Origin of the sequence: Winogradskyella endarachnes, from assembly GCF_009741275.1 — a bacterium.
Classification (GTDB): Bacteria; Bacteroidota; Bacteroidia; order Flavobacteriales; family Flavobacteriaceae; genus Winogradskyella; species Winogradskyella endarachnes.
In genome coordinates this window covers 1-26,526 of record NZ_WOWS01000008.1, presented here as the reverse complement: position 1 = coordinate 26,526, position 26,526 = coordinate 1, and the positions used below count along the sequence as shown (strand labels likewise).

Sequence of the window (26,526 nt, the reverse complement as noted above, 5' to 3'; positions counted from 1 at the left end):
AAGCTCTTGAGAAATCAAGGGCTTTTTTATTTTGTAAGTTTTAGATGTTTAGACCGACTCAAAATCCATCTAACAAATACACTTAAAATAATGCAGTCACTGTGGTTCTTTGACGATGTTAACCTATTTAAGGTACTCTGTCCTCATAAATTTAAAGCTTATAAAAAAGAGCACGATTTTTGTGCTTTTAGAAAGAATGATTATATCTATTTTGAATTAGATTCAGCCAATAAACTATACCTCATAGAAAAAGGCAAAGTAAAAATTGGTTACTACAGTGAAGATGGCGAAGAAATTGTAAAAGCTATACTTACTAAAGGTGAGCTGTTTGGAGAAAAAGCCATACTAGGTGACGAAAAACGAGATGAATTTGCACAATCTATTGATAATAGTACATCTATTTGTTCAATAGGTGTTGACACCATGCATAACTTAATGCGAGACAATCAAACTTTTAGTTTTAAAGTCTATAAATTTATTGGTCTTAAATTTAAAAAGTTAGAGCGTAGGCTTCAGTTACTATTATTTAAGGACACAAAAACTAGGTTGATGGAATTTTTAAATGAACTTTGTTTAGATTTTGGTTACGACTGTGAGAAAACGGGTGACCATATTATAAATCATCCTTATACGCAAAAAGATATAGCGTCTTTAATAGGGACTTCGAGACCAACTATAAATATTCTTTTAAATGAATTAAAAGAAGAAAATTACTTAGATTTTAACAGAAAAGAAATAAGAATCTTAAAAAAATCTGCCTAATGTTAGCTACCTAACATTTTATAGGAAATTGCTTTTTTAATTTTGACTTATAATTAAAAACAAACAAGCAATGAAAAAAATGATTTTAGCAGCTTTGGCATTAGGGATTTTTGCCAGCTCATGTAGTGACGACGACGACAACAATGTTGTTAATTCAAATTCAGATTTAATCCTTAATTTTGATGGTTTAGAGGCTTTAGGAGACGATTATGTTTATGAAGGATGGATAATTGTAGATGGTTCACCTGTATCAACAGGAACATTTAGTAGTGTAGATTTTCCACAAACTTTTTCTGTAGATTCGGAGCAATTAGATAACGCAACAACTTTTGTGCTTTCTATAGAACCAGCAGTAGATACTGATCCAGCTCCAGCAGATACAAAAATTTTAGCTGGCGATTTTTCTGGTGTAACAGCAAGTGTAGATTCAAATGGTATTGTAGCAGATTTTAGCACGTCTACAGGAACCTACATTTTGGCTACACCAACAGATGCAGACGATTCAAATGAAGAAAGTGGAGTATGGTTTCTAGATAACTCTAGTGGAGCAGCAGTTACAGGTTTAAATTTACCAACATTAACCGCTGGTTGGGTTTATGAAGGTTGGGCTGTTATTGATGGTACACCGATAAGTACGGGTACTTTTACGGACCCAGCAGCAGCAGATGATAATGCCTCAACTTCTATGTTTAAAGGAGATACAAGTGATGGACCAGCATATCCTGGAGAAGATTATTTACAAAATGCACCAGATGGATTTACTTTTCCAACGGATTTAAGAGGTACTACAATTGTAATTTCTGTAGAGCCAAGTCCAGATAATAGTGAACTACCTTTTACTCTAAAGCCGTTAGCAGATATGGTTCCTACTGATGCTATGGTACATACAACAATTGATTTAGAGGCTGGGCCAGTTTCTGTTATTTCTGGTGTTGTAACGAGAAATTAAATTAAGTTTTAATTTGTTAGATTTGAAGCGTAATAACATTTGTTTGTTATTACGCTTCTTCTATTTAAATTATTTTTAAAATGACTAAATCATTAAAGAGTAAAATCGTAAATTTTATTTTTCTGTTATTTATAATTTTAATGATTATACCACAGTCTAGACAATTTATTCAAGTATGGATGCATAAAGGATTAAGTTATGTAAATCATTCATCTATAGTAGAGGAAAAGAATAGATTAACAATAACAAATTCAAAATGGTTATTAAAATCAGATAGGAATAGAACCTTGAACTTTGAAGATTTAAAAGGTGAAGTAATATTAATTAATTTTTGGGCTACATGGTGTCCTCCTTGTATAGCAGAAATGCCAAGTTTACAAAATTTGTATAACGATTATGGTGATAAAGTAGTATTCCTATTTGTTACACAAGATAAGTTTGAAACAGTTGAAAGCTTTAAAACAAAGCGGAATTTTAATTTTGAGGTGTTTAATCCTTTAATAACGACGCCTTCAGAATTAAAAACGAGTTCTATACCAAGAACATTGGTAATAAATAAAAAAGGAGAAATTGTTATTGATGAAACTGGCGCTGTTAACTGGAATAGTGAGAAAGTAAAAAATCAACTCAACGCATTACTTTCAGAATAATTATTTAAAGTACTTAAATGGTACTATAAGCATTCCAAAATTTTCTCCATCTTTTTTACCAAGGTGTTTGTGATGAATTTTATGAGCACGTCTTAAGCCTCTTGCATATTTATTATCCACATTTCTAAACAATTTAAAACGTTGATGGATAAATATATCATGTACAATAAAATAAGCTATTCCATAAACTAATATTCCAAGACCAATAGGTAAAGTGTACCATACGTCTCCATAGCTCCATAAATAAAAACAAGTTATACTTACAATGGCGTAAAAAATGAAAAACGTGTCATTGCGCTCAAACCAACTATCATGGTCTTTATGGTGATGGTCTTTATGCAAACTCCATAAAAATCCATGCATTATATACTTGTGCGTAAACCAAGCATTAAACTCCATAATAAAAAATGTTCCTAAAAAAATTATTATCCAAAAAATGGTTTGCATAGCTATACTATATATTAAAGTAAATTTAATTGATATTTTACATAACTACGAGTAAGTAACTCAACTTTTTTATAATTGGGTACTCTAATTCTTGTAGATTTTATCTGTAGAGCGGGTGTTTTCTTTAGTTTTTCTAATAATTTATTGTAATAGCGGTATGCCATAAAAACACCAAATCTTGCTTCAAGAGGTAAACGTTTAATACCTTCTAGTCCTTTTGCAAAATCAGATTCAATTTCTGTTATAATTTGTCTTTTTGAAGATTCATTTAATTGACTTAAATCTGTATTGGGAAAATAGGAGCGGTTTAAATCTTCAAAATCAGCTTTTAAATCGCGTAAAAAGTTCACTTTTTGAAACGCAGAACCTAAACTCATTGCGGAATCTTTAAGACTTTCGTATTTGTCATTATCACCATTAACAAAAACTTTTAAACACATTAGTCCAACAACATCAGCGGAACCATATATATAATCTTTAAATTCTTGTTGTGTTAGGTAATTGTTTTTATGAAGGTCTAAGCGCATACTATCCATAAATGAGTCTACCATATGCTTATCAATTTTATAGGTATGATAAGTTTCTTGAAAAGCATTTAGAATAGGGTTTAGACTAATCTTATTTTCTAAAGCATCTTCTAAATCTCTTTCAAAATTATTAAATAAAACCTCTTTATTATAATCGTGAAAAGAGTCGACAATTTCGTCTGCAAATCTTACAAACCCATAAATGTTATAGATATCTTGCCTAATACTATTTGATAACATTTTGGTAGCTAAAGAAAATGACGTGCTGTAGGCGTTTGTTACAGCTTTACTACATTCTTTAGATACATTGTCGAAAATTGATTTCATAATTTAGTTATGTTTTGGTGGTGTTATAGTTCATTTTTTTCAATAAGTTCTGCAACTAATTTACCTGATATTAATGCTGGTGGTACACCTGGTCCTGGCACGGTTAGTTGACCCGTAAAATATAATGCTTCAACCTTTTTACTTTTTAATTTAGGTCTTAAAAAAGCAGTCTGCATTAATGTATTTGCCATTCCGTATGCGTTCCCTTTATAAGAATTGTAATCTTCAATAAAATCATTAACACAATAAGAGTCAATAAATAGAATATTATTCTTAATACTTTGTTTAGTTCGGTCTTCTAATCGGTTTAAAATAATATCTAAATATTGTTGTCTTAATTCTTCTGTATCTTCTAGTCCTGGAGCAATTGGAATTAAAAAAAATCCAGTTTCACAGCCATCTGGTGCCATACTTTTATCTGTTACCGAAGGGAAGTTTACATAAAAAAGAGGGTCTTTTGGCCACTTTGGATTATCGTAAATGTCTTTTGCATGTGCTTCAAAATTAGTGTCAAAGAACAAATTATGGTGTTCTACATTTTTTAATTGTTTATTAAAACCAACATAAAACAGTAAAGAAGATGGTGCAAAAGTTTTACTTTTCCAATATTCTTCGGTGTACTGTCTATGTTTAGAGTCTAACAGTGTTTCAGAATGATGATAATCTGCTCCACTTAAAACAACATCAGATAGAATAGTTTCACCATTAACAATTATATATTTTGCTTTTTTGTTATTTACACCAATCTTTTCAACAGCACAATGGGTATGCATTGAGACACCTAAACTTTCGGCCAGAGATTTCATGGCTATTACAATTTGGTACATACCACCTTTGGGATGCCATGTTCCTAAGCCAAAATCGGCAAAGTTCATAAAACTATAAAACGATGGTGTTTTATTTGGTTTAGCGCCAAGAAATAGTACCGGAAATTCTAAAGTTGATATCAATTTTGGATTCTTAAATTTTTTACGAACCTCAGAACTAATGGTTTTATAAAATTGATCTAAGCGTGTTATGGTTTCTTTTGTAACCAATTCAAATGGTGAAAGACCAGGCTTTAAAACTACTTTGTTTATAGCAATATTATAATGGTCTTGGGCTTTAGCTATAAATTTACGTAATGGTTTAGAACTCCCAGGTTCAATACGTTCAAATTCCGTGCAGATTTTATCCATTTGGTCACCTATGGTTATAACATCATCTGAAAAGAATATTTTATAGGCCGGACTTAATTTATCTAGTTCGTAAAAATCACTTGTTTTTTTACCAAAATCATTAAAGAATTTTTCAAAAATATCTGGCATCCAATACCAACTTGGACCCATATCAAAAGTAAAACCTTCTTTTTTTAATTGTCTGGCTCTTCCTCCAACAGTGGCATTTTTTTCATAAATCGAAACTTTAAAACCAGCTTTTGCTAAATAGCAAGATGCTGATAATGCAGAAAATCCTGAACCAATAATACTTACTGTTTTAGTCATTTATTAATAGGGTTTCAGTTAACGTTTTAATACTGTTAAAGGTTTTTATGCTTTCTGGCAAATTTTCAAGATTAACTTGAGTTAACATATGTCCTAAAATCCAAAATTTAGAATTACTAGATTTTAGAATTTCGTTTGTAAAAGTTTCAATATACTGTATTACATTTTCTTTCTCTGGCTTAATTGTGAAGTAAGAAATATATGTAATATCGTTGTAAAAGTCTTGAAGATGTTTTAGGTTCTCTACAGGAACACTTGGTCCAAGGAAAATGGAGTGAAAACCATTATTTATAATTTCGTAATTTATGTATAATAAACCTAACTCGTGTATTTCGTTATCTGGTAAGTATAAAACAAAAGTCTTTTTAGACTCATTAACGGATTTTTGGTGTGCTTTTTCGGTATTAGAGATTATTTTCTGTCTAATTAAGGAGCAAATAAAATGTTCGTGGGCAGGTGTTATAGTATCGGTTTGCCAAAGAATACCTATACTGTTAAGCATTGGTACAAAAACCTCATGAAAAATATAACTAAAAGGTTTTTCTGTTAACAGGGAATCGTATGTTTTAAAAAACAACTTTTGATCAAAATTAAGCATTGCCAGTTTAAAAGAATTAATGGCATGATTGTTAGAATCTTCGTTTATGGCAATAGTTTTAACGAGTTCTAAAATTTCGGGCTCACTAATTTTGCTAATTTTTGATATTTTATAACCGTTATTATTAAGAAAACTAATATTTAATAGTTTTTGAAAATTCTCTAAATCGTAATAACGGATATTGGTATCAGTTCGCTTAGGTTCTAACAAATTGTATCGTTTCTCCCATATTCTAATAGTATGTGCTTTAATACCTGTTAGGTTTTCTAAGTCTTTAATACTGAAACGATTTTTAATATTGTTCATTTATTTATAAAATAAGTTAAACAAAAATACATTATATTTTTATAAGTTAACTAATTTTAAAGATTATTTATGAATTTTATATTTGTCTTCAGGATTAGAAATTTTAAAGATTTGGACTAGATACCCAAGTTTTTAGCCATTTTAAAAACCGATATTTTAAATAAAATGTAAAAAGAACATTTTATAGAATGTAGTAAAAAGAATAAGGAATACCTAGAAAAAAGTGCGCACGAGAAGACTCGAACTTCCACGGACTAATGTCCACCAGCCCCTCAAGCTGGCGCGTCTACCAATTCCGCCACGTGCGCAAAAATGCATGCAATAAGATAAAAAAAAGTTAAGCTTAGTAGCTTAACTTTTTATAGTGACCAGTCTGGGGCTCGAACCCAGGACCCTCTCCTTAAAAGGGAGATGCTCTGCCAACTGAGCTAACTGGTCGTTATATTTTTAACAACGCGGGTGCAAATATAAAACCTTTATATAAATAGAAAGAATAGATTTTATAAAAATTTATTTTTTTTTTGAAGTTTCAATTTTTATGCCATTATAAATTTGATTTTATTCTTTTTAATGTGTTGTTATTGAGTGTTTTAAGCGTTTTTTTTTGGTTTTGTGTAATTTTCTCTAATTTATATAAAAATTAAAATGATAAGTTAGTTTTACTACAATTTAAATTAGAATTTGCACAAAAAAAAAGCTAAGCTTGGTAGCTTAACTTTTTAGTGACCAGTCTGGGGCTCGAACCCAGGACCCTCTCCTTAAAAGGGAGATGCTCTGCCAACTGAGCTAACTGGTCGTTACGTTTTTCTAACGAGGGTGCAAATATATAAGCTTTCTTTAATTTAACAATACATTTTTAGGATTTTTTTTGTTTTTTTGTTCCTTCAAAGCGTAAAGGTTTAATAATCAATTTTTAAGTATTATGATTATAGTTTTATTAGGATATATGGGCTCGGGTAAATCTACACTTGGTAAAGAATTAGCATCTGTATTAAACTATAATTTTTTAGATTTAGATGACTTTATTTCTGAAAAAGAGAATACTACAATTACAGATTTGTTTCAGTCTAAAGGCGAAATTTATTTTAGAAAAAAGGAAACGCATTATTTGAGTGAAATTATCGACCAATTAGATAATATAGTTTTATCGTTAGGAGGAGGGACGCCTTGTTATAGCAATAATATGAATTTAATAAATTCTAATTCTAATGTGGTTTCATTTTATTTAAAACTATCTATTCCGCTTTTATCAAAACGTTTATTTGCTGCAAAAGTAGATAGGCCATTAATAAGTCATATTAACTCAGAAGAAGATATGTTAGAGTTTGTTGGTAAACATTTATTTGAACGTTCACCTTATTATATGACTGCAAAACATACAATTAGTACAGATAATCAGTCTTTAAAACAAGTACTAGAAAACATTTTAACCTATTTAATCTAAATAAGCCTCATAAGGTTGCTTAGATAGATTAACATGCACGTGCTCAAATAATGAAGTGGACAAAGAAATACCTTTAAAATCTGCTTTAACAGGAAACTTTTTATGATTTCTATTTACTAAAACAGCTGTTTTAAATTGTTTTAAGGGTACATCTAAAAAATGTTTAATACCATAAATTAATGTACTTCCTGAGTTTAATACATCATCTATAAGTACAAGAGATTTATTGGCGTAATCTTCTTTTTTTATAGAAGTTTTAATTGGTTTAGTAGGTTCGGGTTTATTTATACTTACTTTACAAAGTGTAGACTCAATGGAAGAAATTTTATCTAATTGTTCTTTTATTTTTTTAGCTAAAATAAATCCGTTGCTTTCTATACCAGCTATAATAAGTTCTGTTTCATCAACATTACTTTCATATATTTGATATGCAATTCGTTTTATTTTATGTTCAATTTGTTTATGACTTAAAATTGTATTTTTTGTTAGTGCCATTAGGTCTTTTTTTCAAAGATAAAAAACAGTTCTTTACCTTCTCTTTCTTTTATAGAATTAATTGAAGGTTCTAATGTTTTTATATTAAATTGTATGCTAAATAGGTCTTTATATTCGTTTTTACTGCCGCCAAATGGAGGTCCATTTTTAGATAATTCAAAATTAAAAAGTAATCCCACTAGTTTTCCTTTTGGTTTAAGAAGGTCTAACATTTTATTTTTATAGGCTTTTCTTAAGTTAGGGTTTAAAGCACAGAAAAAAGTTTGCTCTATAATGATATCGAAACGATTTTCAAGTTCAAAAAAATCAATATGTAATAATTGATTATCTGGAAAGTTAGATACTCTAGCTTTTAAATTATTTAAAGGCTGTTTTACAAAATCTAGTACATATACATTTTTAAAACCTTTTTTCCATAGATATTCTGCTTCATAGCTGTTGCCTGCACCTGGAATTAATATTTTTAAAGATGTGTCTTTAAGTTGATCGATATATACTTTTAAAGGTGTTGAAATTTTACCAATATTCCAACCTGTTTTTTTATTATTATACCGATTTTTCCAATATGTAATATTGTGATTATTCTTCCTCATCATAAAAATCGTCGATATCTCTACGGTCTTTTTTAGTAGGTCTGCCTGTGCCTTTTTTCCTATAATAGTCTTTACTGTATTTAAGTAATTCTTTAGCTTCAAAAGCAGACTTAGGTGTTGTATCTACTCTGTAAATATCTACAAGTTTAGCACCAACGCGGTTTGGAGGTAAATCGTTCACCGTTAATTGATATGTAATCTGGTCTTTTCTAAGTTCAATTTTATCAGTTGGGTAAATTTCTCTCGATGGTTTAACTGCAGCACCATTTACTTTTACCTGTCCTTTTTTGCACGCTTTGGTTGCAATGCTGCGTGTTTTGTAATAACGTACACACCATAAATATTTATCAATTCGCATAATGTTTTAATAAAAAACTACTTTCATAGATGAGTGCAAAAATATTATATTATTGTATCTTGCGACTTAAAATTAAGCAATAATGAACGACGTTTTAAAACTGTGGTAGTTTTAAACATATTAAATTGAATTTTATGAAAGTAAAAACCTTAAGATTAAGTATTATATTTCTTGCATTATTTTCTTTATTAATTTCTTGTGACAACGATGATGATGGCGGAACTACAACGGTAGAGTTAGAAGATAGAACAGAACAACAAGTTAAAGATAACGATTCTATAGTATTGTATTTATCTACACATTATTACAATTCTGCATACATAGCATCTAGTACAAATCCAAAATACACGGATATTATTATTACTGAGTTACCAATAGATGAGACTACAGGTGAGTATTTAGATATGCCAGACCCAGATAATAACACGTTATTAATAGATGCTGTTACTACTTATACAACCACTTATTTAGAGGCAGATTACGAATATTATGTTTTACATTTAAATCAGGGTAGTGGTGACTCACCAAATTTTACAGATGAAGTTAGAGTGCGTTACGAAGGAACTTCTATAAACGATGATGGAGGTATATTTGATGTTATTACAACACCAGGAGATTTATTATTACAAGGAGATGGGTTTTCTACTTTTGGTACCATCAGAGCATGGCAATTGGTAATGCCAATGTTTAACACTGCAGATGGTTTTGATTTGGTTGATGGTATTGTTGATTATAATAATTTTGGATTAGGAGTTATGTTTGTACCTTCTGGTTTAGGTTACTTTGCAGGAACAAGTACAGGCTCTTCTTATGATAATTTAATGTTTAAATTTGAATTATTACAATATGAATTAGAAGATCATGATAATGATGGGATACCGTCATATTTAGAAGATTTAGATGATAATACAGAAGCTTTTGATGATGATACAGATGAAGATGGTTTTCCTAATTATATAGATTTTGATGATGATGGAGATGATGTTTCTACCTTTAATGAATTAATATCTACGGAATATGTAGTTGATACTAACGAGAATGAAGAAGAACCAATACTTGCTACGAATGAATACGAGTATTCTCGATCAGAAGTTGCTGGTGTAATTACCATTAATACAGTAACGGTTGTTGATTCTAACGGTGACGGAACACCAGATTATTTAGATGCAACAATTGCAATAGATTATAATGAGGAGGAGGAAGAATAAAAGTATTTTTTAATAGACATAAAAAAAGCCACTCAATTTAGAGTGGCTTTTCTTATTTATCTTATTTTATAATTAAAGTCCAATAGATAAACTAAGTATCAATTGTTCTGGTCTTGTATCAATTCTACTGTTAATAGAAGTGATATTATTTTCAATAAATGAGGCCTCGTTTTCACCAAATCCTCTTTCGTATCTTAAATCGATTCCTATTTTATTGAAATTTAAGCCAATCCCAAAGTTAAGCCCTACCGTAAAATCGTCTTGTAGATCATCAATATCAATGCCATGAAAATCAGTTTCAAGTATATATTGTGCAGACGGTCCTGCAAATACACTTACTGGTCCTAATACTTTAATACCTACTAAAACAGGAACATCTATTTTTTTTATATTAAAGTCATTATTCTCATAATCACTTTTGGTAACTGTATAAACAATTTCTGGCCTTAAATAAATTTTATTACCAATTTTACCGAAAATACCAATATGATAGCCAATATTTTCATCAGGATTGTTATAATTAAGATTCACTGAATCAAAATAATCGCCATTGGCACCATAGTTTAAACCACCTTTAAAACCAAATGAACTTTTGTTTTGGGCAGATAAACCTAACCCAATAAATAGTAAAAGTGCAGTTGAAATAACTGATTTTTTTAAATTTCTCATAATGTTCGTTTTTTTTAGATTTAAGTATGTACTTTCAAAAACGATGCCAAAACAAAATTATTTTCTATTGATTACTTTATTTACCGCTTTAACAATGGCATTAGCGTTTAATCCATATTTCTCCATAAGCTGAGCAGGTGTGCCAGATTCTCCAAAGGTATCGTTAGTTGCAACAAACTCTTGAGGTGTTGGTTTGTGTTGCGCTAAAACTCTAGCTACACTTTCACCTAATCCACCAAGATGGTTGTGTTCTTCTGCGGTAACAATACAACCAGTTTTTTCTACAGAATCTAAAATTGCTTTATCATCTAATGGCTTAATAGTATGAATATTAATAACTTCTGCAGAAATACCTGCTTCGTTTAATACTTTAGAAGCTTCTAATGCTTCCCAAACTAAATGACCTGTAGCCACTATAGTTACATCTGTACCTTCAGTAAGTTGAATAGCTTTTCCTATTTCAAATTTCTGATCAGCAGGTGTAAAAATAGGTACTGATGGACGACCAAATCTTAAATATACAGGACCTTCATAATCTGCAATTGCAATAGTTGCTGCTTTAGTTTGGTTGTAATCACATGGATTAATTACAACCATTCCTGGTAACATTTTCATTAACCCAATATCTTCTAATATTTGGTGTGTTGCACCATCTTCACCTAAAGTTAGTCCTGCGTGAGATGCACAAATTTTTACATTTTTTCCAGAATAAGCAATAGATTGACGAATCTGATCGTAAACTCTACCAGTAGAGAAATTAGCAAATGTACCAGTAAAAGGAATTTTTCCACCAATGGTTAAACCAGCAGCAATACCCATCATATTGGCTTCTGCAATACCTATTTGGAAAAAACGCTCAGGATTTTCATCAATAAATTCATTCATTTTTAAAGATCCAATAAGGTCAGCACATAAGGCAACCACATTTGGGTTTGTTCTACCAAGTTCTGCTAAACCTGCTCCAAATCCACTTCTTGTATCTTTTTTTTCTGTATATGTGTATGTTTTCATAATAATGCCCACAAAAGCGGGTATATGTTTAATTAGTCTTTTTTTAATAATCTCCTAAAGTTTCAGGATTTTGAGCTAAGCCAGTAGCCAGTTGCTCATCGTTAGGTGCTTTACCATGCCAAGCGTGAGTATGCATCATAAAATCGATACCATTACCCATTATTGTATGTAATAAGACACAAACTGGTTTTCCGTTACCTGTTAAAGATTTCGCTTCAGCCATTCCTTTTAAAATAGCTTCAATATCGTTTCCTTTTTCAATATCAATAACAAGCCATCCAAAAGCTTCAAATTTTGCTCTTAAGCTTCCCATTGGTAGAACATCATCTGTAGAACCATCAATTTGTTGCTGGTTTAAATCTATAGTAGAAATTAAGTTATCTACTTTTTTAGCAGAAGCATACATTATTGCCTCCCAATTCTGTCCTTCTTGTAACTCACCATCTCCATGAAGACTATACACAAGGTGGTCGTCGTTATTAAGCTTTTTTGCTTGTGCTGCACCAATGGCAACAGACATACCTTGCCCTAATGATCCAGAAGCAATACGCACTCCAGGTAAACCTTCGTGAGTAGTTGGGTGACCTTGTAATCTTGTGTTTAGTAATCTAAAGGTGTTTAATTCCTCTACCGGAAAATATCCAGATCTAGCTAAAACACTGTAATAAACTGGAGATATATGTCCGTTTGAGAGAAAGAATAAATCTTCTCCAATACCATCCATATCAAAACCATCTTTGGTATCTAATATATCTTGATATAGAGAAACGAAAAATTCCGCACAACCTAGTGATCCACCTGGATGACCAGAGTTTACTTTGTGTACCATTCGTATAATATCTCTACGAACTTGAGTTGTAAAATCGTTTAATTCTTTAATGTTTGGCATGTTATGTTGCTTATGTTTTATGCTACAAAAATAACTTATTACAGAGGTCTTTCAAAAGTAGATTTAATGCACTTATTAACTAAATACAATATTTGCTAACAAAATGAATATTTCTAAAATTCTTATTGCAATTTAAATTTAATTTAAGACGGATTCTTAAAGAGTTCTATATATTTGCCGTCCAACTTATATTTAATGAATAGGATATAGGTAATTTACATTCAAAAATAATTGAAATATTTAATTATTTACAACTCATATTCGCGACAAAGCAATAAGTACAATAGATGAAATTTAAGAGAGTAGCAACAGATAAAGAAACAAAAGCTAGAGCGGGTTCTATAACTACAGATCATGGCACCATAGAGACACCAATTTTTATGCCTGTTGGTACAGTAGCTTCTGTAAAAGGTGTGCATCAGAGAGAATTGAAAAATGATATTAATCCAGATATTATTTTAGGTAATACCTATCATTTATATCTAAGACCGCAAACGCCAATTTTAGAGCAAGCCGGTGGTTTGCATAAATTTATGAATTGGGATAGAAACATTTTAACAGATTCTGGTGGTTACCAAGTTTACTCTTTATCTTCTAATAGAAAAATTAAGGAAGAAGGTGTAAAGTTTAAATCTCATATAGATGGAAGCTACCATGTATTTACACCTGAAAATGTTATGGAAATTCAACGTAAAATAGGTGCCGACATCATTATGGCTTTTGATGAGTGTACGCCTTACCCATGCGATTATAACTATGCAAAACGTTCTATGAATATGACGCATCGTTGGTTAGAACGTTGTTTAACGCATCTTAAGAAAACACCATTAAGTTATGATTATAACCAAACGTTTTTTCCTATAGTACAAGGTAGTACCTATAAAGATTTAAGGCAACAATCTGCAGAGTATATTGCTAATGCAGGCGCAGAAGGTAATGCCATAGGAGGGCTTTCCGTGGGTGAGCCAGCAGAGGAAATGTATGCCATGACAGAAGTTGTTTGTAACATTTTACCAGAAGATAAACCGCGATATTTAATGGGCGTTGGTACACCTATCAATATATTAGAAAATATTGCGTTAGGCGTAGATATGTTTGATTGTGTAATGCCTACAAGAAATGCAAGAAACGGCATGTTATTTACAGCTCATGGATCTATAAATATTAAAAATTTAAAATGGGCCAATGATTTTTCGCCAATAGATGAAATGGGTATAACTTTTGTAGATACAGAATATAGTAAAGCATATTTAAGACATTTGTTTACCGTTAATGAATTATTAGGAAAGCAAATTGCTACCATACATAACCTAGGATTCTATTTATGGCTAACAAGAGAAGCGAGAAAGCATATTATTGCTGGTGATTTTAGAGCATGGAAAGAAAAAATGGTTAAGCAAATGGACAACCGACTATAAAATTTATATATTTTTATTTAAAAAATAAGCAAATTGAAAATCTTAGATTGGTACATATTAAAACGCTATTTATTTACATTTTTAATGATGTTATTACTGTTTGTTCCTATCGGAATAACAGTAGATTTAGCTGAAAAAGTAGGTAAAATGTTAGAAAACAATGCACCATTTGGAGAGGTTGCTTTCTATTATGCCAATTTTACAGTTTATTTTGCAAATCTTTTATTTCCATTATTTTTATTCTTATCGGTTATTTGGTTTACTTCTAAGTTGGCGAATAATACTGAGATCGTTGCTTTTTTAAGTTCTGGTGTATCGTTTTCAAGATTTTTAAGACCTTATATGATTGGCGCAACAATTGTGGCAGCTTTTGCATTGTTTTTAGGAATGTATTTGGCACCTATTGCGAGTAAAGGTTTTAATGAATTTAAGTTTAAGTACTTAAAAAAGAATAAAAATGTTCAACAAACGAGAGATGTCTATCAGCAAATCAATGATAATGATTATATCTATGTAAGTAATTTTGTGCCAAGTAATAAAAGTGGTGTTAATTTTACCTACGAACATTTTGAAGGTAATGAGTTAAAATATAAAATTTTTGCAGATAATATTCGCTATAATGAAGAAGATAGCACATATAGGCTTACTACTTTTATTAAAAGGTCGTTTGAAAATGGTATTGAAACCGTTGAAAAGGAACGAAAAAGAAATATGGATTTTCCTTTTGAACTCGAAGATTTAACTCCAGTTGAATACGCAGCAGAAACAAAACCTTACGGTGAATTGCTAGATTTTATTGCGGCAGAAAAACGAAGGGGCTCACCAAATATTGGCAGATATGAAGTGGTTAAATTAAAAAAATGGAGTTTACCTGTTTCTATTTATATACTTTCTATTATTGCGGTAGCAGTGTCTTCCGTTAAACGACGAGGAGGAATGGGTGTAAATCTCGCCTTTGGTATTGCAATAGCTATGATTTATGTCTTTTTCGATAAAGTATTTGGGGTTATGGCAGAGCAATCTAACTTCCCAGCAATTATAGCGGTTTGGTTTCCTAATCTAATATTTGGTATTTTAGCAATCTATCTATTGCGTAATGCCAAACGTTAAATTAAAGTACTATTTACACTTACATTTTCTAGTTCTTATAGCTGGCTTTACGGCTATATTAGGTAAAAAAATTACCATTGGTGCCTTAGAACTTGTGTGGTATAGAATGGCAATGGCTGGTATTATAATGTTTATTTTTATAAAGATTATTAAACTAAATATTAAGGTATCTAAAAGAACTTTATTGCAATTTTCCATAGCAGGTGTCATTATAGCATTGCATTGGATTACTTTTTTTGAAGCTATTAATCAGGCCAACGTTTCTATTGCGTTAGCAATGTTTTCGTCAGGAGCTTTCTTTGCTTCGTTTATAGAACCTCTTTTTTTTAAACGACGAATCTTAGGTTATGAGATTGTTTTTGGTGTAGTTGTAATTTTGGGTGTACTTTTAATAACAAGTAGCGAAATGGGCTACATAAACGGAATCATCTTAGGGTTATTTTCGGCATTATTCTCTACATTATTTGCGGTAATAAACGGTAGGTTTATTGAGCAATATAGAGCAACAGTTATCTCCTTCTATGAGTTTGTTAGTGGTGTGGTGTTTTTAACAATATTTATAGTATTATCTGGTAAAAGATTTAATGCAGAGTTCTTTACATTACCCAATGAAGATTGGTTGTACTTATTCATTTTGGCATCAGTATGCACAGCATATGCATTTATAGGTTCGGTAGATGTTATGCGCTATATAAGTCCTTTTACTGTAATATTAAGTTATAACCTAGAACCTATTTATGGTATAGCCATTGCTTTAGTTTTATTTCCAGAAACAGAAAAAATGTCATCACAATTTTATCTTGGCGCAATCCTTATATTAATCACTGTTTTGTTTGATGCCATTTTTAAAAATTATAAAAGCAGAAAAATTAAATCAAACGAAATTACAAGTTAAAGTTTTTATAGTGTCTGTGATAATGCCTATTTTTGATGTTCAAAGAAATTGAACCGACTTATTAAAATAATTTTTCTTAAAAGTGAATAAGAATACGTAGGTTTGTAACCAACTAACTAAACAAAAAAACTAACTTCAAATTGTATGGAATACTTAGAGTTTGAATTACCAATAAAAGAGCTTGAAGAACAGCTTGATAAGTGTGAAATTATTGGAAAGGAAAGTGAAGTAGATGTTTCAGAAACCTGTAAACAGATTGAAAGAAAATTAGAGGCTACAAAAAAGGATATTTATAAAAATCTTACGGCATGGCAACGTGTGCAGATGTCTAGGCATCCAAACAGACCTTATACCTTAGATTATATTACAGCACTTTGTGGTGATACTTTTTTAGAATTACATGGAGACAGAAATGTAAAGGATGACAAAGCCATGATAGGTGGTTTAGGCAAAATTGGTGACCAAACATATATGTTTATTGGTCAACAAAAAGGTTTTAATACTAAAACTAGGCAATATCGTAATTTCGGAATGTCTAATCCAGAAGGTTACCGTAAAGCATTGCGTTTAATGAAATCTGCAGAGAAATTCGGAATTCCGGTTGTTACTCTTATTGATACACCAGGCGCATATCCTGGTTTAGAAGCAGAAGAGCGTGGGCAAGGTGAAGCAATTGCAAGAAACATATTAGAAATGGCACGTCTTAAAGTACCAATTATCACTATAATTATTGGTGAAGGTGCATCTGGTGGAGCTTTAGGTATAGGTGTCGGTGATCGTGTAATGATGTTAGAGAATACTTGGTATTCTGTTATATCTCCAGAATCTTGTTCATCTATTTTATGGAGAAGTTGGGAGTATAAAGAACAAGCAGCTGAAGCTTTAAGACTAACAGCAAAAGATATGAAACGCATGAAACTAGTGGATCAAATTATTAAAGAACCATTAGGAGGTGCACATAGAGATAGAACAAAAACTTTTAAGTCTGTAACTGATGCTATAGTAAAGTCTTATGAAGAACTTAAAAACTTATCACCAAATGATTTAGTGAATCAACGTATGGAAAAATACGATGCAATGGGAGTCTATAAAGACTAATTACACTAAACATAGGCAACGTAAAAAAACTGAAGTTTAGACTTCGGTTTTTTTTGTCACTATCAACAATATATTTAAGTTATTAACAGTTAAATTGTTGATGACATGTTAAGATTGTAAACCCATCTTAAGCATTTCATCTTTACTATTTAGTTATTTTTGTTACTTATGAAACAACCCAATCCATTAACTGGCTATAAAGTAGATAAAAGTACTCTAATTAATTTAGAGAAAGGTAAGATACCGCCTCAAGCAACTGATTTAGAAGAAGTTGTACTTGGCGCTATGATGATTGATAAGAAAGGTGTTGATGAGGTTATTGATATTTTAAGTCCAGATGCATTTTATAAAGAAGCACATAAATTTATCTTTGAATCTATTTTTAAGTTGTTTGAAAACAGCGAACCTATAGATTTATTAACCGTATCTAGCCAATTAAAAAAAGACCAGAAACTTGATGTTATAGGAGGTGATTTTTATCTTATTTCATTAACCCAACGTGTATCATCATCTGCGCATATTGAGTTTCATGCACGTATAATTCTTCAAAAGTTTATTCAAAGAAGTTTGATTAAAATTTCAAACGAAATAATTGAGGAAGCTTATGATGAAACTAAAGATGTTTTTGACCTTTTAGACACAGCTGAGGCTAAATTGTATGAGGTCACCCAAGGCAATGTAAAGAAATCTACTGAATCTGCACAAAGTTTAGTAATACAAGCCAAGAAAAAGATTGAAGAGATTTCTAATAAAGAAGGAATGAGCGGTATTGCTTCTGGTTTTGATAAATTAGATAAATTAACATCTGGTTGGCAGCCTTCAGATTTAGTAATTGTAGCGGCTCGTCCTGGTATGGGTAAAACAGCGTTTACCCTTACAATGGCAAGAAACATTGCAGTTAACACTAATACACCTGTAGCATTTTTCTCCTTAGAAATGTCATCGGTACAGTTAATTACACGTTTAATATCTAGTGAAACTGGCTTGTCCTCAGAAAAATTAAGAACAGGAAAATTAGAAAAACACGAGTGGGAACAACTTAACGTAAAAGTTAAAACTTTAGAAAAAGCGCCATTATTTATAGATGATACACCTTCGTTATCTATTTTCGATTTAAGAGCAAAAGCACGTCGTTTAGCATCGCAATACGGAATAAAAATGATTATGATAGATTACTTGCAGTTAATGACAGCCGGTGGCAGTCAAAAAGGAGGTAATCGAGAACAAGAAATATCCATGATTTCGCGTAACTTAAAAGCATTAGCTAAAGAATTAAATGTACCAGTTATAGCATTATCACAGTTATCTCGAGCTGTAGAAACCCGTGGTGGTAGTAAAAGACCTTTATTATCTGATTTACGTGAATCTGGGGCAATTGAGCAAGATGCAGATATTGTATCCTTCATATACAGACCAGAATATTATAAAATTGATGAATGGGATGATGAAGAACGTTCTCCAACAGCAGGACAAGGTGAATTTATTGTAGCAAAACATAGAAATGGTGGTTTAGAAAACATTAGATTAAAGTTCTTAGGTCATTTAGGTAAATTTGATAATTTAGATGATTTCGACACGCCTTTTGGAGAAGAATATCATTCTAAAATGAATGAAGCTGCAAATGATAATACTTTTACACCAGATAGTTTTATTTCTCCTTCTGATGCTTTTGATGCTCCAGAAGATGATGGAGTTCCTTTTTAACAACTTTTTAAGGAATATAAATAGGTAATTTAACCTATCTTTGACAGCTTATTAAAATCCAAATCTGTCTCATGTTAGATCAAAGACGTACCACTAATATTTTATTGCTAATTATAGCGGTTCCTTTAGTATTTTATTTACTAAAGATTCTCTCATTTATTTTTATACCATTGATTTTTTCAATGTTTATAGCTCTACTATTTTTGCCAATTATGAGATGGCTTAGTAGAAGAAATATACCTAAAGTAGTAAGTATAATTATTGTGTTGCTTTTGGTATCAATTGGTCTAAAAATAGGTGTAGAATTAATACAATTATCTAGTAGACAAATTTTGGCTAATAACACTGAGTTTTTATCTAAAGCAGAGTTAAAATTAGCAGACTTAAAGGTTTATTTATTCGATAATTTTGGAATAGAATTTGAACAAGAGCATAGCTTTATTGGTCAATTTTTTGCTAAGGATAATCTGGGTTCTACCTTAGGTTTTTTAAATTCATTTCTTACGGGTTTGTTAATGACAGTATTCTTTGTAGTACTCTGGCTTGCAGAATCTATTAATGTTCATAAACTACTAAATAATACCATATTAAAACGCAAACATACTTCTGTAAAAACGTTTATGAAGATAGAGAATGATTTAATTAAATTCATTAAAGTGAAGTTTTTGGTCAGTGCATTAACGGGCTTGTTTACAGGTTTAATGTGTGTGTTTTTTGATGTTAGTTTTCCTATATTTTGGGGATTATTTGCATTTGCTATAAACTTTGTTCAAATGGTTGGTTCCTTTATTTCTGTAATATTATTGTCAATTTTTGCATTTGTAGAACTAGACCCAACAAGTACTTTGTTTTTCTTTATTGTTGCTATATCAATGGTGCAAGTAACATTTGGAGCAATATTAGAACCAATTTTTATGGGAAAATCATTTTCTATAAATGTTATTGCAGTATTGGTAATGCTGATGTTTTGGGGCTTCCTTTGGGGAATTCCAGGTTTAATTATGGCAATACCAATAACCGTTTTTATAAAAATTATTTTAGAACAGTTTGAAGGTACTAAACTTATCGCAAGCTTACTCTCTGGTAATGAATCTCAATTCGATTAAATAGAGAAATAAAAAGTTTTAAGAAATTTAATTTGTAACAAGTTTCATTTCTGTCCTCTTAAAAGAATGATAAAATCTATAGTTATAGACTAAATAATAGTTATATTTCGTTAAATATTAATGAAATTGAAAAAAATTATAATATTCAGTTTTTTATTGCTGTTAAGTATAAAGACTTATGCATCTTATATACTAATACCAATGGATGCCGAAACACAAAAAAATCATTTAAAAGCGTATGGTGTAACCTATTGGACACTAGAAAGAGAGCTTAAAGTAAAATGGCTATTAAATTATAGAGGAGGCTCTTTTTTATTACCAGATGCAGAAATAATTCAGAGAGAATGTCAAATTAGAGGTGTATCATTTGAAGTAATTTCTAATAGTCAAGTAGAAAAAATACTAAAAGATATTGCTAGCCCTTCAGTTAATCAAGAAGCGGTAGTATTAGAAAAAGCACCTAAAATAGCAGTTTATACACCTAACGGAAAACAACCTTGGGATGATGCAGTTACTATGGTTTTAACTTATGCAGAAATTCCTTATGAAACTATCTATGATGAAGAGGTTTTAAATGATGAATTGTTACTTTACGATTGGTTGCACTTACATCATGAAGACTTTACAGGTCAATACGGTAAATTTTATAGAACATACCGTTCCGCAGCTTGGTATATAGAAGAAAAGAATAATGCGGAAGCCTTAGCAAATAAATTAGGTTATTCTAAAGTGTCCGAAGAGAAATTAGCAGTCGCCTTAAAAATTAGAGATTATGTAGTAGGAGGTGGTTTTATGTTTGCCATGTGTTCTGCAACGGATAGTTTTGATATAGCATTATCTGCAGAAGGTGTAGATATTTGTGAGCCAATGTTTGATGGTGATGCTAGCGATCCAGGTTATCAATCTAAAATAGATTATTCACCAACGTTTGCTTTCAAAGATTTTACATTAGAAAGAAGCCCAAACGTTTACGAGTTTTCTTCGATAGATATGACTCAAAAACGTAAAATCCCTAAAACAACTGATTATTTTTCTTTAATGGAATATTCGGCTAAGTGGGATCCAATACCAACGATGTTAACTCAAAACCACACAGCTTTAGTTAAAGGTTTTATGGGACAAACCACATCTTTTACAAGAGAAGAGATTAAATCTAATGTTTTAGTAATGGGAGAAAACAGAACAAATGGTGAGGCAAAATACATACATGGCATAAAAGGAAAAGGTTTTTTTACATTTTATGGTGGTCATGACCCAGAAGATTATACACATAGAGTAGGAGACCCAAAAACCGAATTAGACCTTCACCCAACATCACCAGGCTACCGTTTAATCTTAAATAATGTATTATTTCCTGCTGCTAAAAAGAAGAAGCAGAAAACTTAATTTAAGAGTTGAAATCAAAACTTTATGACTACTAAAAAAGCTGTTGTCAGTAAAATTCAAATTCTATTTACTAGTCATTTTGAAACACCAGAATGCGCCTTTAACTTTTTTGATAAGGATGGAAATGGTACTTTAAATAAGAAAGAAATCGTAAAATTTTAAAAAAAAGCTGAAATTAATGGTTTTATTCGTGGTAAGGTGTCTTCAAAGCTAATTGAAGGTTATGATCAAGATGGTGATGAACTTGTTAATTAGGAAGAATTTTTATTAGCAATTAATCAAATTTCAGAGTAATATTGTAGTGAATATAACTTAAATGATATGGAATTCTTTCAGAAAGAAATTAGACTTCAGCCTTATTCTAGAGGTTTTCATATAATAACAGATGATGTTCTAAGTGTAATGCCTGAAATTTGTAAGTTTAAGATAGGGCAATTTCAAGTCTTTATTAAACACACATCTGCAGGTTTAACTATAAACGAGAACGCTGATTATACTGTAAGATTAGATTTTGAAAGTCACATGAATAAAATGGTTCCTGAAAACCAACCTTATTATAAACATACGTTTGAAGGATTAGATGATATGCCAGCACATATAAAGGCATCATTAATGGGGCATTCCGTGATTATTCCAATAACAAATGGTAAATTAAACTTAGGAATTTGGCAAGGTATTTATCTATGTGAACATAGAAATAACGCTAGAGGAAGAAATTTAGTTATAACTGCGTTCGGAAATTAATTTCTCTAATACCATCTCTACTCCAAAATTGTCATTGCTCAAAGTTTCAAAATTAGCAATAGCCTTAACATTTGAATGGGCATTTGCCATTGCATAACTATACTTAGCACATTTCAATAATTCCAAATCATTATTGTAATCGCCAAAAGCCATAGTCTCTTCTGGAGATATTCCATAATGCTTCTGTATTAACGTAATTGCATAGCCTTTATTTGTTTTAGCCTCAGATATATCTACCCAATTGTTACCTGATACAACAACACTTAATTCTGGACTTAAATGTGATACATATGGAAAAATATGTTCTTCAGAATTTAAACTGTGATATAAAGCTATTTTAATAATGTCTTTATTTATATCGTCTAATGAGTCTATAATTGTGTAGTCAGAATAGTATTCAGAAAAGGTTTCAATCATTCTATCATTGGTTTTAAGAATAAATGCTTTATCCTTTGAACAAAAGATAGGGTAGGTGTCATTAATATTAATCACTAAATTATATAATTGGCGTAATGTATTAAAATTTAAAGTGTGAGCGAGAATGACGTTTTCATCCTTTATAATCAAACCTCCATTTTCAACAACTATTGTAATATCTTTTTTTATTGATTTTAATTTCTCAACAATACTATAATATGGTCGTCCACTTGCGGCAACAAACAAGATGTTATGTTGCTGTAGATGTTCAAATATTTTAAAGAAACGTTTACTAACCTTGTGATTAGAGTTTAATAGTGTTCCATCCATGTCAGTAACTATCATTTTTATATGTTTCATATGTAGAGCTTTTAAAACTAATATGTTAAAATAAAAAATCCGATTCAAATTAATGAACCGGATTTTATAAGCGAAATGTTGTTATTAATTTGGCTAAAAGCCTTATTTAACTTTGTTTATAATAGCTTCAAAAGCTTCTGGGTGATTCATTGCTAAATCAGCTAAAACCTTACGGTTTAAGTCAATATTGTTAGCTTTTAATCCTCCCATAAATTTTGAATAGCTCATCCCATGTTGTCTTGCACCTGCGTTAATACGCATAATCCATAACGAACGAAATGTTCTCTTTTTATTTCTACGGTCTCTGTACGAGTATTGCATCGCTTTGTCAACCGCATTTTTTGCTACTGTCCAAACGTTTTTACGTCTTCCGAAGTAACCTTTTGCTTGCTTAAGAACCTTTTTTCTTCTGGCTCTCTTTGCTACTGAATTTACTGATCTTGGCATTTCTAAATTGTTTTTTTGTAGTAGGCGGTCAGTTTATGACACTTGCTAAATAATTTTGCCTAACTCCAGGGTTTATAAATTGTTTTAACCGACTAAAACATTATTACTTTAAACGTAACATTGTTTTAATATTGTTCTCATCTGCTTTATCAACTAATGCATCATGAGTTAACGCTAGCTTACGCTTTTTAGATTTTTTTGTCAAAATATGACTCTTAAAAGCATGCTTTCTTTTTATCTTACCAGTGCCAGTTAGTTTAAAACGTTTCTTAGCACTCGATTTTGTTTTCATTTTAGGCATTTTGTCCTCTTTTATATTACGTTTCGCTTATTATCGTATTGCTGAATAATTAGTTCAGCGATTTTATTTCTTTTTAGGTGCAATGAACATTATCATTCGCTTTCCTTCTAGTTTAGGCATTTGTTCTACTTTTCCATATTCTTCAAGATCTTGGGCAAGTTTTAATAATAAAATCTGTCCTTGTTCTTTAAATACAATGGATCTTCCTTTAAAGAATACAAAGGCTTTTAACTTTGCGCCGTCTTTTAAGAATTTCTCAGCGTGTTTCTTTTTAAATTCGTAATCGTGATCATCTGTTTGAGGACCAAAACGAATTTCTTTTACTACAACTTTAGTTGCTTTAGATTTTAACGCTTTTTCTCTTTTCTTCTGTTCGTAAAGGAATTTTTTATAATCCATAACTTTACAAACAGGAGGTGTCGCATTTGGCGAAATCTCAACAAGATCTAAACCTTGTTCGTCAGCTATTAACAATGCCTTTTTTATAGGGTAAACTCCTATTTCTACATTGTCTCCGACTAGTCTTACTTCTTCAGATCTGATTTTAGAATTAATACGGTGCTTATCTTCTTGAGATACACGTCTATTATAGTTCTTTCTGTTTCTACGTATTGCTATGGCTTCTGTAATTTAAATTAAACTTTATTTATCTATTTAAAAGTTTTTAAACTTTTACTTACTCTATCATTAACTATTTTGGTAAAGTCTTCAACAGTAATTGTGCCAAGGTCTTCTCCTCCATGTTCACGCACTGTTATTGTTTCATCCTTTTCTTCTTGTTCACCTACAATAATCATAAATGGAAACTTTTGCATTTCTGCTTCGCGAATTTTCTTACCCACTGTTTCATTTCTATTGTCTGTAAGGGCGCGAATTTCGTGATTTTCTAGCACATTTAAAACTTTTTCGGCGTATTTTTCATATTTCTCACTAATTGATATAATAATTGCTTGCTCTGGCATTAGCCAAAGTGGGAAATTACCACCTGTATGTTCTAATAATATAGCGACAAAACGTTCTAAACTTCCAAAAGGTGCACGGTGTATCATTACGGGTCTGTGCATTTCATTATCACTACCTTTGTAAGTTAGATCAAAACGTTCTGGCAAATTATAATCTACCTGTATGGTGCCTAGTTGCCATTGTCTTCCTAAGGCATCTTTAACCATAAAGTCTAACTTTGGTCCATAAAATGCAGCTTCGCCAGTTTCAACTACATAATCTAAACCTTTGTCTATTGCTGCATTTAAAATTGCTTTTTCTGCTTTATCCCAGTTTTCATCAGTACCTATATATTTTTCCGGGTTTTCAGGATCTCTTAATGAAACTTGTGCTGTAAAGTTCTCAAAGCCTAAAGAGCCAAAAACATAAAGAACTAAATCTATTACCTCTTTAAATTCTGAATCTAATTGTTCTGGGGTACAAAAAATATGTGCATCATCTTGAGTAAACCCTCTTACTCTAGTTAAACCATGTAATTCTCCACTTTGTTCGTATCTATACACAGTACCAAATTCTGCAAATCGCTTTGGCAATTCTTTATATGAAAAAGGTTTACTATTATAGATTTCACAATGATGTGGGCAATTCATTGGTTTTAACAAGAATTCTTCTCCTTCAGCTGGAGTTGTTATAGGCTGAAAACTATCCTCTCCGTATTTAGCATAATGACCAGAGGTTTCATAAAGCTCTTTTTGCCCAATATGTGGCGTTACTACCATTTCATAACCCGCCTTTTTTTGTGCAGCTTTTAAGAAATTTTCTAATCTCTCTCGCAAAGCAGCTCCTTTTGGTAACCATAAAGGTAAACCTTGACCAACTCTTTGAGAAAAAGTAAAAAGTTCTAATTCTTTACCAAGTTTTCTATGGTCTCTTTTTTTTGCTTCTTCTAATAAGTGGAGATACTCGGTTAACTCTTTTTGTTTTGGAAATGAAATACCATAAACTCTAGTTAACTGTTTATTGTTTTCATCTCCTTTATAATAAGCACCTGCAACACTTAATATTTTAACAGCTTTTATAATTCCTGTATTAGGAATATGGCCTCCACGACATAAATCAGTAAATGTGGAATGGTCACAAAAACTGATTGTGCCATCTTCAAGGTTGTTAATTAAGTCTACTTTATAATTATTTTTACCTTCATAATAGGAGAGCGCTTCAGATTTTGAAACATTTCTCATCTTAAAATCGTGTTTTCCTCTAGCTATTTCAATCATTTTATTTTCTATAGCTTTGAAATCTTTCTCAGATATTGAACCATCTTCTAAATCCACATCATAATAAAACCCATTTTCTATAGCAGGACCCACCCATAATTTTACATTAGGATATAGTTCTTCCAAAGCCTGAGCCAACACATGTGCAGAAGAGTGCCAAAATGCCTTTTTTCCGGCATCATCCCTAAAGGTGTATAAAGTTAAGCTACCATCAGTGGTTAAAGGTGTGGTGATTTCTATAGTTGTGCTATTAAATTTAGCAGATATTACATTTCTTGCAAATCCTTCACTAATATCTTTCGCCACTTCAAAAGGTGTTATATCTTTTTCGTAAGATCTAACAGAACCATCAGGTAGAGTAATTTTAATCATTATAAGTTATAAATTTTAGCTTGCAAAGATAAACCTATATATATAATAGACAAAGTGAAGTTTCTATAAAATAAATAGAATTTAGATAATACACTATAATATTAACTTTGGATTAGTCTGGGATTTCTTTTTATAGGATTAGTATTGTGCACTTAGAGTTATTATAATAAAAGTTTAGGCAATAAACGATTGATACTATTGAAGAATCATGGTTAATGATTGCGCTTTATTT

Annotated in this window: 29 protein-coding genes and 3 tRNA genes; 14 read left to right on the top strand and 18 right to left on the bottom strand. The window is 31.0% G+C overall.

Going from position 1 to position 26,526, the window contains the following annotated elements; all coding sequences use genetic code 11:
- Window positions 1-90: 90 nt before the first annotated feature.
- The 3 genes from GN138_RS15095 (at window position 91) to GN138_RS15085 (ending at window position 2,361) form a co-directional block, all read left to right on the top strand.
- On the top strand, window positions 91-762 hold the full coding sequence (locus tag GN138_RS15095) for a Crp/Fnr family transcriptional regulator (protein ID WP_157364828.1): 672 nt from the start codon (window positions 91-93) through the stop codon (window positions 760-762).
- A gap of 70 nt (window positions 763-832) precedes the next feature.
- A complete protein-coding gene (locus GN138_RS15090; protein ID WP_157364827.1) occupies window positions 833-1,711 on the top strand; it encodes an anti-sigma factor in 879 nt (292 codons plus the stop codon).
- Window positions 1,712-1,791: 80 nt separating this feature from the next.
- Window positions 1,792-2,361, top strand: coding sequence for a TlpA family protein disulfide reductase (locus GN138_RS15085; protein ID WP_157364826.1), 570 nt, complete (start codon window positions 1,792-1,794; stop codon window positions 2,359-2,361).
- Here the strand turns inward: GN138_RS15085 and GN138_RS15080 are convergent, their stop codons facing one another.
- From GN138_RS15080 to GN138_RS15050, 7 genes are all read right to left on the bottom strand, one after another.
- Window positions 2,362-2,808, bottom strand: coding sequence for a sterol desaturase family protein (locus GN138_RS15080; protein ID WP_157364825.1), 447 nt, complete (start codon window positions 2,806-2,808; stop codon window positions 2,362-2,364).
- 14 nt (window positions 2,809-2,822) lie between these two features.
- The gene (locus GN138_RS15075; RefSeq protein WP_157364824.1) at window positions 2,823-3,662 is read right to left on the bottom strand and encodes a phytoene/squalene synthase family protein; all 840 of its coding nucleotides are present in this window, start codon (window positions 3,660-3,662) and stop codon (window positions 2,823-2,825) included.
- Between the two features lie 23 nt (window positions 3,663-3,685).
- A complete protein-coding gene (locus GN138_RS15070) occupies window positions 3,686-5,146 on the bottom strand; it encodes a phytoene desaturase family protein (protein ID WP_157364823.1) in 1,461 nt (486 codons plus the stop codon).
- Window positions 5,139-6,050, bottom strand: coding sequence for a MerR family transcriptional regulator (locus GN138_RS15065; protein ID WP_157364822.1), 912 nt, complete (start codon window positions 6,048-6,050; stop codon window positions 5,139-5,141). The genes GN138_RS15070 and GN138_RS15065 overlap by 8 nt, the downstream gene beginning before the upstream one ends.
- A gap of 224 nt (window positions 6,051-6,274) precedes the next feature.
- Window positions 6,275-6,358 (bottom strand) — tRNA-Leu (locus tag GN138_RS15060).
- 57 nt (window positions 6,359-6,415) lie between these two features.
- Window positions 6,416-6,488: transfer RNA gene (locus GN138_RS15055), tRNA-Lys, on the bottom strand.
- Window positions 6,489-6,773: 285 nt separating this feature from the next.
- Window positions 6,774-6,846, bottom strand: a tRNA-Lys gene (locus GN138_RS15050).
- 126 nt (window positions 6,847-6,972) lie between these two features.
- Between GN138_RS15050 and GN138_RS15045 the strand changes: the two genes are divergently transcribed.
- Complete coding sequence (locus GN138_RS15045) at window positions 6,973-7,494, top strand: shikimate kinase (RefSeq protein WP_157364821.1); 522 nt, start codon at window positions 6,973-6,975, stop codon at window positions 7,492-7,494.
- Here GN138_RS15045 and GN138_RS15040 read toward each other — a convergent pair.
- Genes GN138_RS15040 through GN138_RS15030 form a run of 3 tightly spaced genes read right to left on the bottom strand, consistent with a single transcriptional unit; the run spans window position 7,486 to window position 8,940 of the window.
- A complete protein-coding gene (locus GN138_RS15040) occupies window positions 7,486-7,989 on the bottom strand; it encodes a phosphoribosyltransferase family protein (RefSeq protein WP_157364820.1) in 504 nt (167 codons plus the stop codon). The genes GN138_RS15045 and GN138_RS15040 overlap by 9 nt on opposite strands.
- Window positions 7,989-8,582, bottom strand: a complete 594-nt coding sequence (locus GN138_RS15035) for a methyltransferase domain-containing protein (RefSeq protein WP_157364873.1) — start codon at window positions 8,580-8,582, stop codon at window positions 7,989-7,991. Before GN138_RS15035 ends, GN138_RS15040 begins: the two co-directional genes overlap by 1 nt.
- Entirely contained in the window at window positions 8,569-8,940 is a 372-nt protein-coding gene (locus GN138_RS15030; RefSeq protein WP_157364819.1) for an RNA-binding S4 domain-containing protein, read from the bottom strand. Before GN138_RS15030 ends, GN138_RS15035 begins: the two co-directional genes overlap by 14 nt.
- Before the next feature lie 134 nt (window positions 8,941-9,074).
- Here GN138_RS15030 and GN138_RS15025 point away from each other — a divergent pair, with 134 nt between their 5' ends.
- Window positions 9,075-10,148 (top strand): FKBP-type peptidyl-prolyl cis-trans isomerase, encoded by a 1,074-nt coding sequence (locus GN138_RS15025; RefSeq protein WP_157364818.1) that lies wholly within the window; start codon window positions 9,075-9,077, stop codon window positions 10,146-10,148.
- 72 nt (window positions 10,149-10,220) lie between these two features.
- On the opposite strand, the gene GN138_RS15020 is transcribed toward GN138_RS15025, so the two are convergent.
- Genes GN138_RS15020 through GN138_RS15010 form a run of 3 tightly spaced genes read right to left on the bottom strand, consistent with a single transcriptional unit; the run spans window position 10,221 to window position 12,717 of the window.
- The gene (locus tag GN138_RS15020) at window positions 10,221-10,817 is read right to left on the bottom strand and encodes an outer membrane beta-barrel protein (protein ID WP_157364817.1); all 597 of its coding nucleotides are present in this window, start codon (window positions 10,815-10,817) and stop codon (window positions 10,221-10,223) included.
- Between the two features lie 57 nt (window positions 10,818-10,874).
- Entirely contained in the window at window positions 10,875-11,828 is a 954-nt protein-coding gene (locus GN138_RS15015; protein WP_157364816.1) for a transketolase family protein, read from the bottom strand.
- A gap of 43 nt (window positions 11,829-11,871) precedes the next feature.
- Entirely contained in the window at window positions 11,872-12,717 is an 846-nt protein-coding gene (locus GN138_RS15010; RefSeq protein WP_157364815.1) for a transketolase, read from the bottom strand.
- A 287-nt stretch (window positions 12,718-13,004) separates the two neighbouring features.
- On the opposite strand from GN138_RS15010, the gene tgt reads away from it, so the two are divergent.
- The 9 genes from tgt to GN138_RS14965 all read left to right on the top strand — a co-directional run bounded on the left by tgt (window position 13,005) and on the right by GN138_RS14965 (window position 22,178).
- Window positions 13,005-14,135 (top strand): tRNA guanosine(34) transglycosylase Tgt, encoded by a 1,131-nt coding sequence (gene tgt / locus GN138_RS15005; protein WP_157364814.1) that lies wholly within the window; start codon window positions 13,005-13,007, stop codon window positions 14,133-14,135.
- Between the two features lie 33 nt (window positions 14,136-14,168).
- Window positions 14,169-15,245 carry an LptF/LptG family permease gene (locus GN138_RS15000; RefSeq protein WP_157364813.1) on the top strand — a complete coding sequence of 359 codons (1,077 nt, stop codon included), beginning with the start codon at window positions 14,169-14,171 and terminating at the stop codon, window positions 15,243-15,245.
- Window positions 15,232-16,140, top strand: a complete 909-nt coding sequence (locus tag GN138_RS14995) for a DMT family transporter (protein ID WP_157364812.1) — start codon at window positions 15,232-15,234, stop codon at window positions 16,138-16,140. Before GN138_RS15000 ends, GN138_RS14995 begins: the two co-directional genes overlap by 14 nt.
- Window positions 16,141-16,284: 144 nt before the next feature.
- The gene (locus GN138_RS14990; protein ID WP_157364811.1) at window positions 16,285-17,238 is read left to right on the top strand and encodes an acetyl-CoA carboxylase carboxyltransferase subunit alpha; all 954 of its coding nucleotides are present in this window, start codon (window positions 16,285-16,287) and stop codon (window positions 17,236-17,238) included.
- A 168-nt stretch (window positions 17,239-17,406) separates the two neighbouring features.
- Window positions 17,407-18,942 (top strand): replicative DNA helicase, encoded by a 1,536-nt coding sequence (dnaB, locus tag GN138_RS14985; RefSeq protein WP_157364810.1) that lies wholly within the window; start codon window positions 17,407-17,409, stop codon window positions 18,940-18,942.
- Between the two features lie 71 nt (window positions 18,943-19,013).
- Entirely contained in the window at window positions 19,014-20,048 is a 1,035-nt protein-coding gene (locus GN138_RS14980; RefSeq protein WP_157364809.1) for an AI-2E family transporter, read from the top strand.
- Window positions 20,049-20,249: 201 nt separating this feature from the next.
- A complete protein-coding gene (locus tag GN138_RS14975) occupies window positions 20,250-21,434 on the top strand; it encodes an asparagine synthetase B (protein WP_157364872.1) in 1,185 nt (394 codons plus the stop codon).
- A gap of 24 nt (window positions 21,435-21,458) precedes the next feature.
- A complete protein-coding gene (locus tag GN138_RS16220; RefSeq protein WP_231743091.1) occupies window positions 21,459-21,596 on the top strand; it encodes an EF-hand domain-containing protein in 138 nt (45 codons plus the stop codon).
- A gap of 159 nt (window positions 21,597-21,755) precedes the next feature.
- The gene (locus tag GN138_RS14965; RefSeq protein ID WP_157364808.1) at window positions 21,756-22,178 is read left to right on the top strand and encodes a secondary thiamine-phosphate synthase enzyme YjbQ; all 423 of its coding nucleotides are present in this window, start codon (window positions 21,756-21,758) and stop codon (window positions 22,176-22,178) included.
- Here GN138_RS14965 and GN138_RS14960 read toward each other — a convergent pair.
- From GN138_RS14960 to thrS, 5 genes are all read right to left on the bottom strand, one after another.
- Complete coding sequence (locus tag GN138_RS14960) at window positions 22,152-22,955, bottom strand: HAD family hydrolase (RefSeq protein ID WP_157364807.1); 804 nt, start codon at window positions 22,953-22,955, stop codon at window positions 22,152-22,154. The two genes, GN138_RS14965 and GN138_RS14960, sit on opposite strands and share 27 nt — an antisense overlap.
- A 102-nt stretch (window positions 22,956-23,057) precedes the next feature.
- Window positions 23,058-23,402 carry a 50S ribosomal protein L20 gene (rplT, locus tag GN138_RS14955; RefSeq protein WP_114309713.1) on the bottom strand — a complete coding sequence of 115 codons (345 nt, stop codon included), beginning with the start codon at window positions 23,400-23,402 and terminating at the stop codon, window positions 23,058-23,060.
- Between the two features lie 103 nt (window positions 23,403-23,505).
- Window positions 23,506-23,703, bottom strand: coding sequence for a 50S ribosomal protein L35 (gene rpmI, locus GN138_RS14950; protein WP_157364806.1), 198 nt, complete (start codon window positions 23,701-23,703; stop codon window positions 23,506-23,508).
- Window positions 23,704-23,766: 63 nt separating this feature from the next.
- A complete protein-coding gene (gene infC, locus GN138_RS14945) occupies window positions 23,767-24,315 on the bottom strand; it encodes a translation initiation factor IF-3 (RefSeq protein ID WP_317162765.1) in 549 nt (182 codons plus the stop codon).
- A gap of 38 nt (window positions 24,316-24,353) precedes the next feature.
- Window positions 24,354-26,294, bottom strand: a complete 1,941-nt coding sequence (gene thrS, locus GN138_RS14940) for a threonine--tRNA ligase (RefSeq protein ID WP_157364805.1) — start codon at window positions 26,292-26,294, stop codon at window positions 24,354-24,356.
- Between the last annotated feature and the right edge of the window lie 232 nt (window positions 26,295-26,526).

Bases quoted from the DNA above. Each gene is read 5' to 3' on its own strand.
- GN138_RS15095 (WP_157364828.1), top strand. From the start codon at position 91: ATGCAGTCACTGTGGTTCTTTGACGATGTTAACCTATTTAAGGTACTC.
- GN138_RS15090 (WP_157364827.1), top strand. From the start codon at position 833: ATGAAAAAAATGATTTTAGCAGCTTTGGCATTAGGGATTTTTGCCAGC.
- GN138_RS15085 (WP_157364826.1), top strand. From the start codon at position 1,792: ATGACTAAATCATTAAAGAGTAAAATCGTAAATTTTATTTTTCTGTTA.
- GN138_RS15080 (WP_157364825.1), bottom strand. From the start codon at position 2,808: ATGCAAACCATTTTTTGGATAATAATTTTTTTAGGAACATTTTTTATT.
- GN138_RS15075 (WP_157364824.1), bottom strand. From the start codon at position 3,662: ATGAAATCAATTTTCGACAATGTATCTAAAGAATGTAGTAAAGCTGTA.
- GN138_RS15070 (WP_157364823.1), bottom strand. From the start codon at position 5,146: ATGACTAAAACAGTAAGTATTATTGGTTCAGGATTTTCTGCATTATCA.
- GN138_RS15065 (WP_157364822.1), bottom strand. From the start codon at position 6,050: ATGAACAATATTAAAAATCGTTTCAGTATTAAAGACTTAGAAAACCTA.
- GN138_RS15045 (WP_157364821.1), top strand. From the start codon at position 6,973: ATGATTATAGTTTTATTAGGATATATGGGCTCGGGTAAATCTACACTT.
- GN138_RS15040 (WP_157364820.1), bottom strand. From the start codon at position 7,989: ATGGCACTAACAAAAAATACAATTTTAAGTCATAAACAAATTGAACAT.
- GN138_RS15035 (WP_157364873.1), bottom strand. From the start codon at position 8,582: ATGAGGAAGAATAATCACAATATTACATATTGGAAAAATCGGTATAAT.
- GN138_RS15030 (WP_157364819.1), bottom strand. From the start codon at position 8,940: ATGCGAATTGATAAATATTTATGGTGTGTACGTTATTACAAAACACGC.
- GN138_RS15025 (WP_157364818.1), top strand. From the start codon at position 9,075: ATGAAAGTAAAAACCTTAAGATTAAGTATTATATTTCTTGCATTATTT.
- GN138_RS15020 (WP_157364817.1), bottom strand. From the start codon at position 10,817: ATGAGAAATTTAAAAAAATCAGTTATTTCAACTGCACTTTTACTATTT.
- GN138_RS15015 (WP_157364816.1), bottom strand. From the start codon at position 11,828: ATGAAAACATACACATATACAGAAAAAAAAGATACAAGAAGTGGATTT.
- GN138_RS15010 (WP_157364815.1), bottom strand. From the start codon at position 12,717: ATGCCAAACATTAAAGAATTAAACGATTTTACAACTCAAGTTCGTAGA.
- tgt (WP_157364814.1), top strand. From the start codon at position 13,005: ATGAAATTTAAGAGAGTAGCAACAGATAAAGAAACAAAAGCTAGAGCG.
- GN138_RS14995 (WP_157364812.1), top strand. From the start codon at position 15,232: ATGCCAAACGTTAAATTAAAGTACTATTTACACTTACATTTTCTAGTT.
- GN138_RS14990 (WP_157364811.1), top strand. From the start codon at position 16,285: ATGGAATACTTAGAGTTTGAATTACCAATAAAAGAGCTTGAAGAACAG.
- dnaB (WP_157364810.1), top strand. From the start codon at position 17,407: ATGAAACAACCCAATCCATTAACTGGCTATAAAGTAGATAAAAGTACT.
- GN138_RS14980 (WP_157364809.1), top strand. From the start codon at position 19,014: ATGTTAGATCAAAGACGTACCACTAATATTTTATTGCTAATTATAGCG.
- GN138_RS14975 (WP_157364872.1), top strand. From the start codon at position 20,250: ATGGATGCCGAAACACAAAAAAATCATTTAAAAGCGTATGGTGTAACC.
- GN138_RS16220 (WP_231743091.1), top strand. From the start codon at position 21,459: ATGACTACTAAAAAAGCTGTTGTCAGTAAAATTCAAATTCTATTTACT.
- GN138_RS14965 (WP_157364808.1), top strand. From the start codon at position 21,756: ATGGAATTCTTTCAGAAAGAAATTAGACTTCAGCCTTATTCTAGAGGT.
- GN138_RS14960 (WP_157364807.1), bottom strand. From the start codon at position 22,955: ATGAAACATATAAAAATGATAGTTACTGACATGGATGGAACACTATTA.
- rplT (WP_114309713.1), bottom strand. From the start codon at position 23,402: ATGCCAAGATCAGTAAATTCAGTAGCAAAGAGAGCCAGAAGAAAAAAG.
- rpmI (WP_157364806.1), bottom strand. From the start codon at position 23,703: ATGCCTAAAATGAAAACAAAATCGAGTGCTAAGAAACGTTTTAAACTA.
- thrS (WP_157364805.1), bottom strand. From the start codon at position 26,294: ATGATTAAAATTACTCTACCTGATGGTTCTGTTAGATCTTACGAAAAA.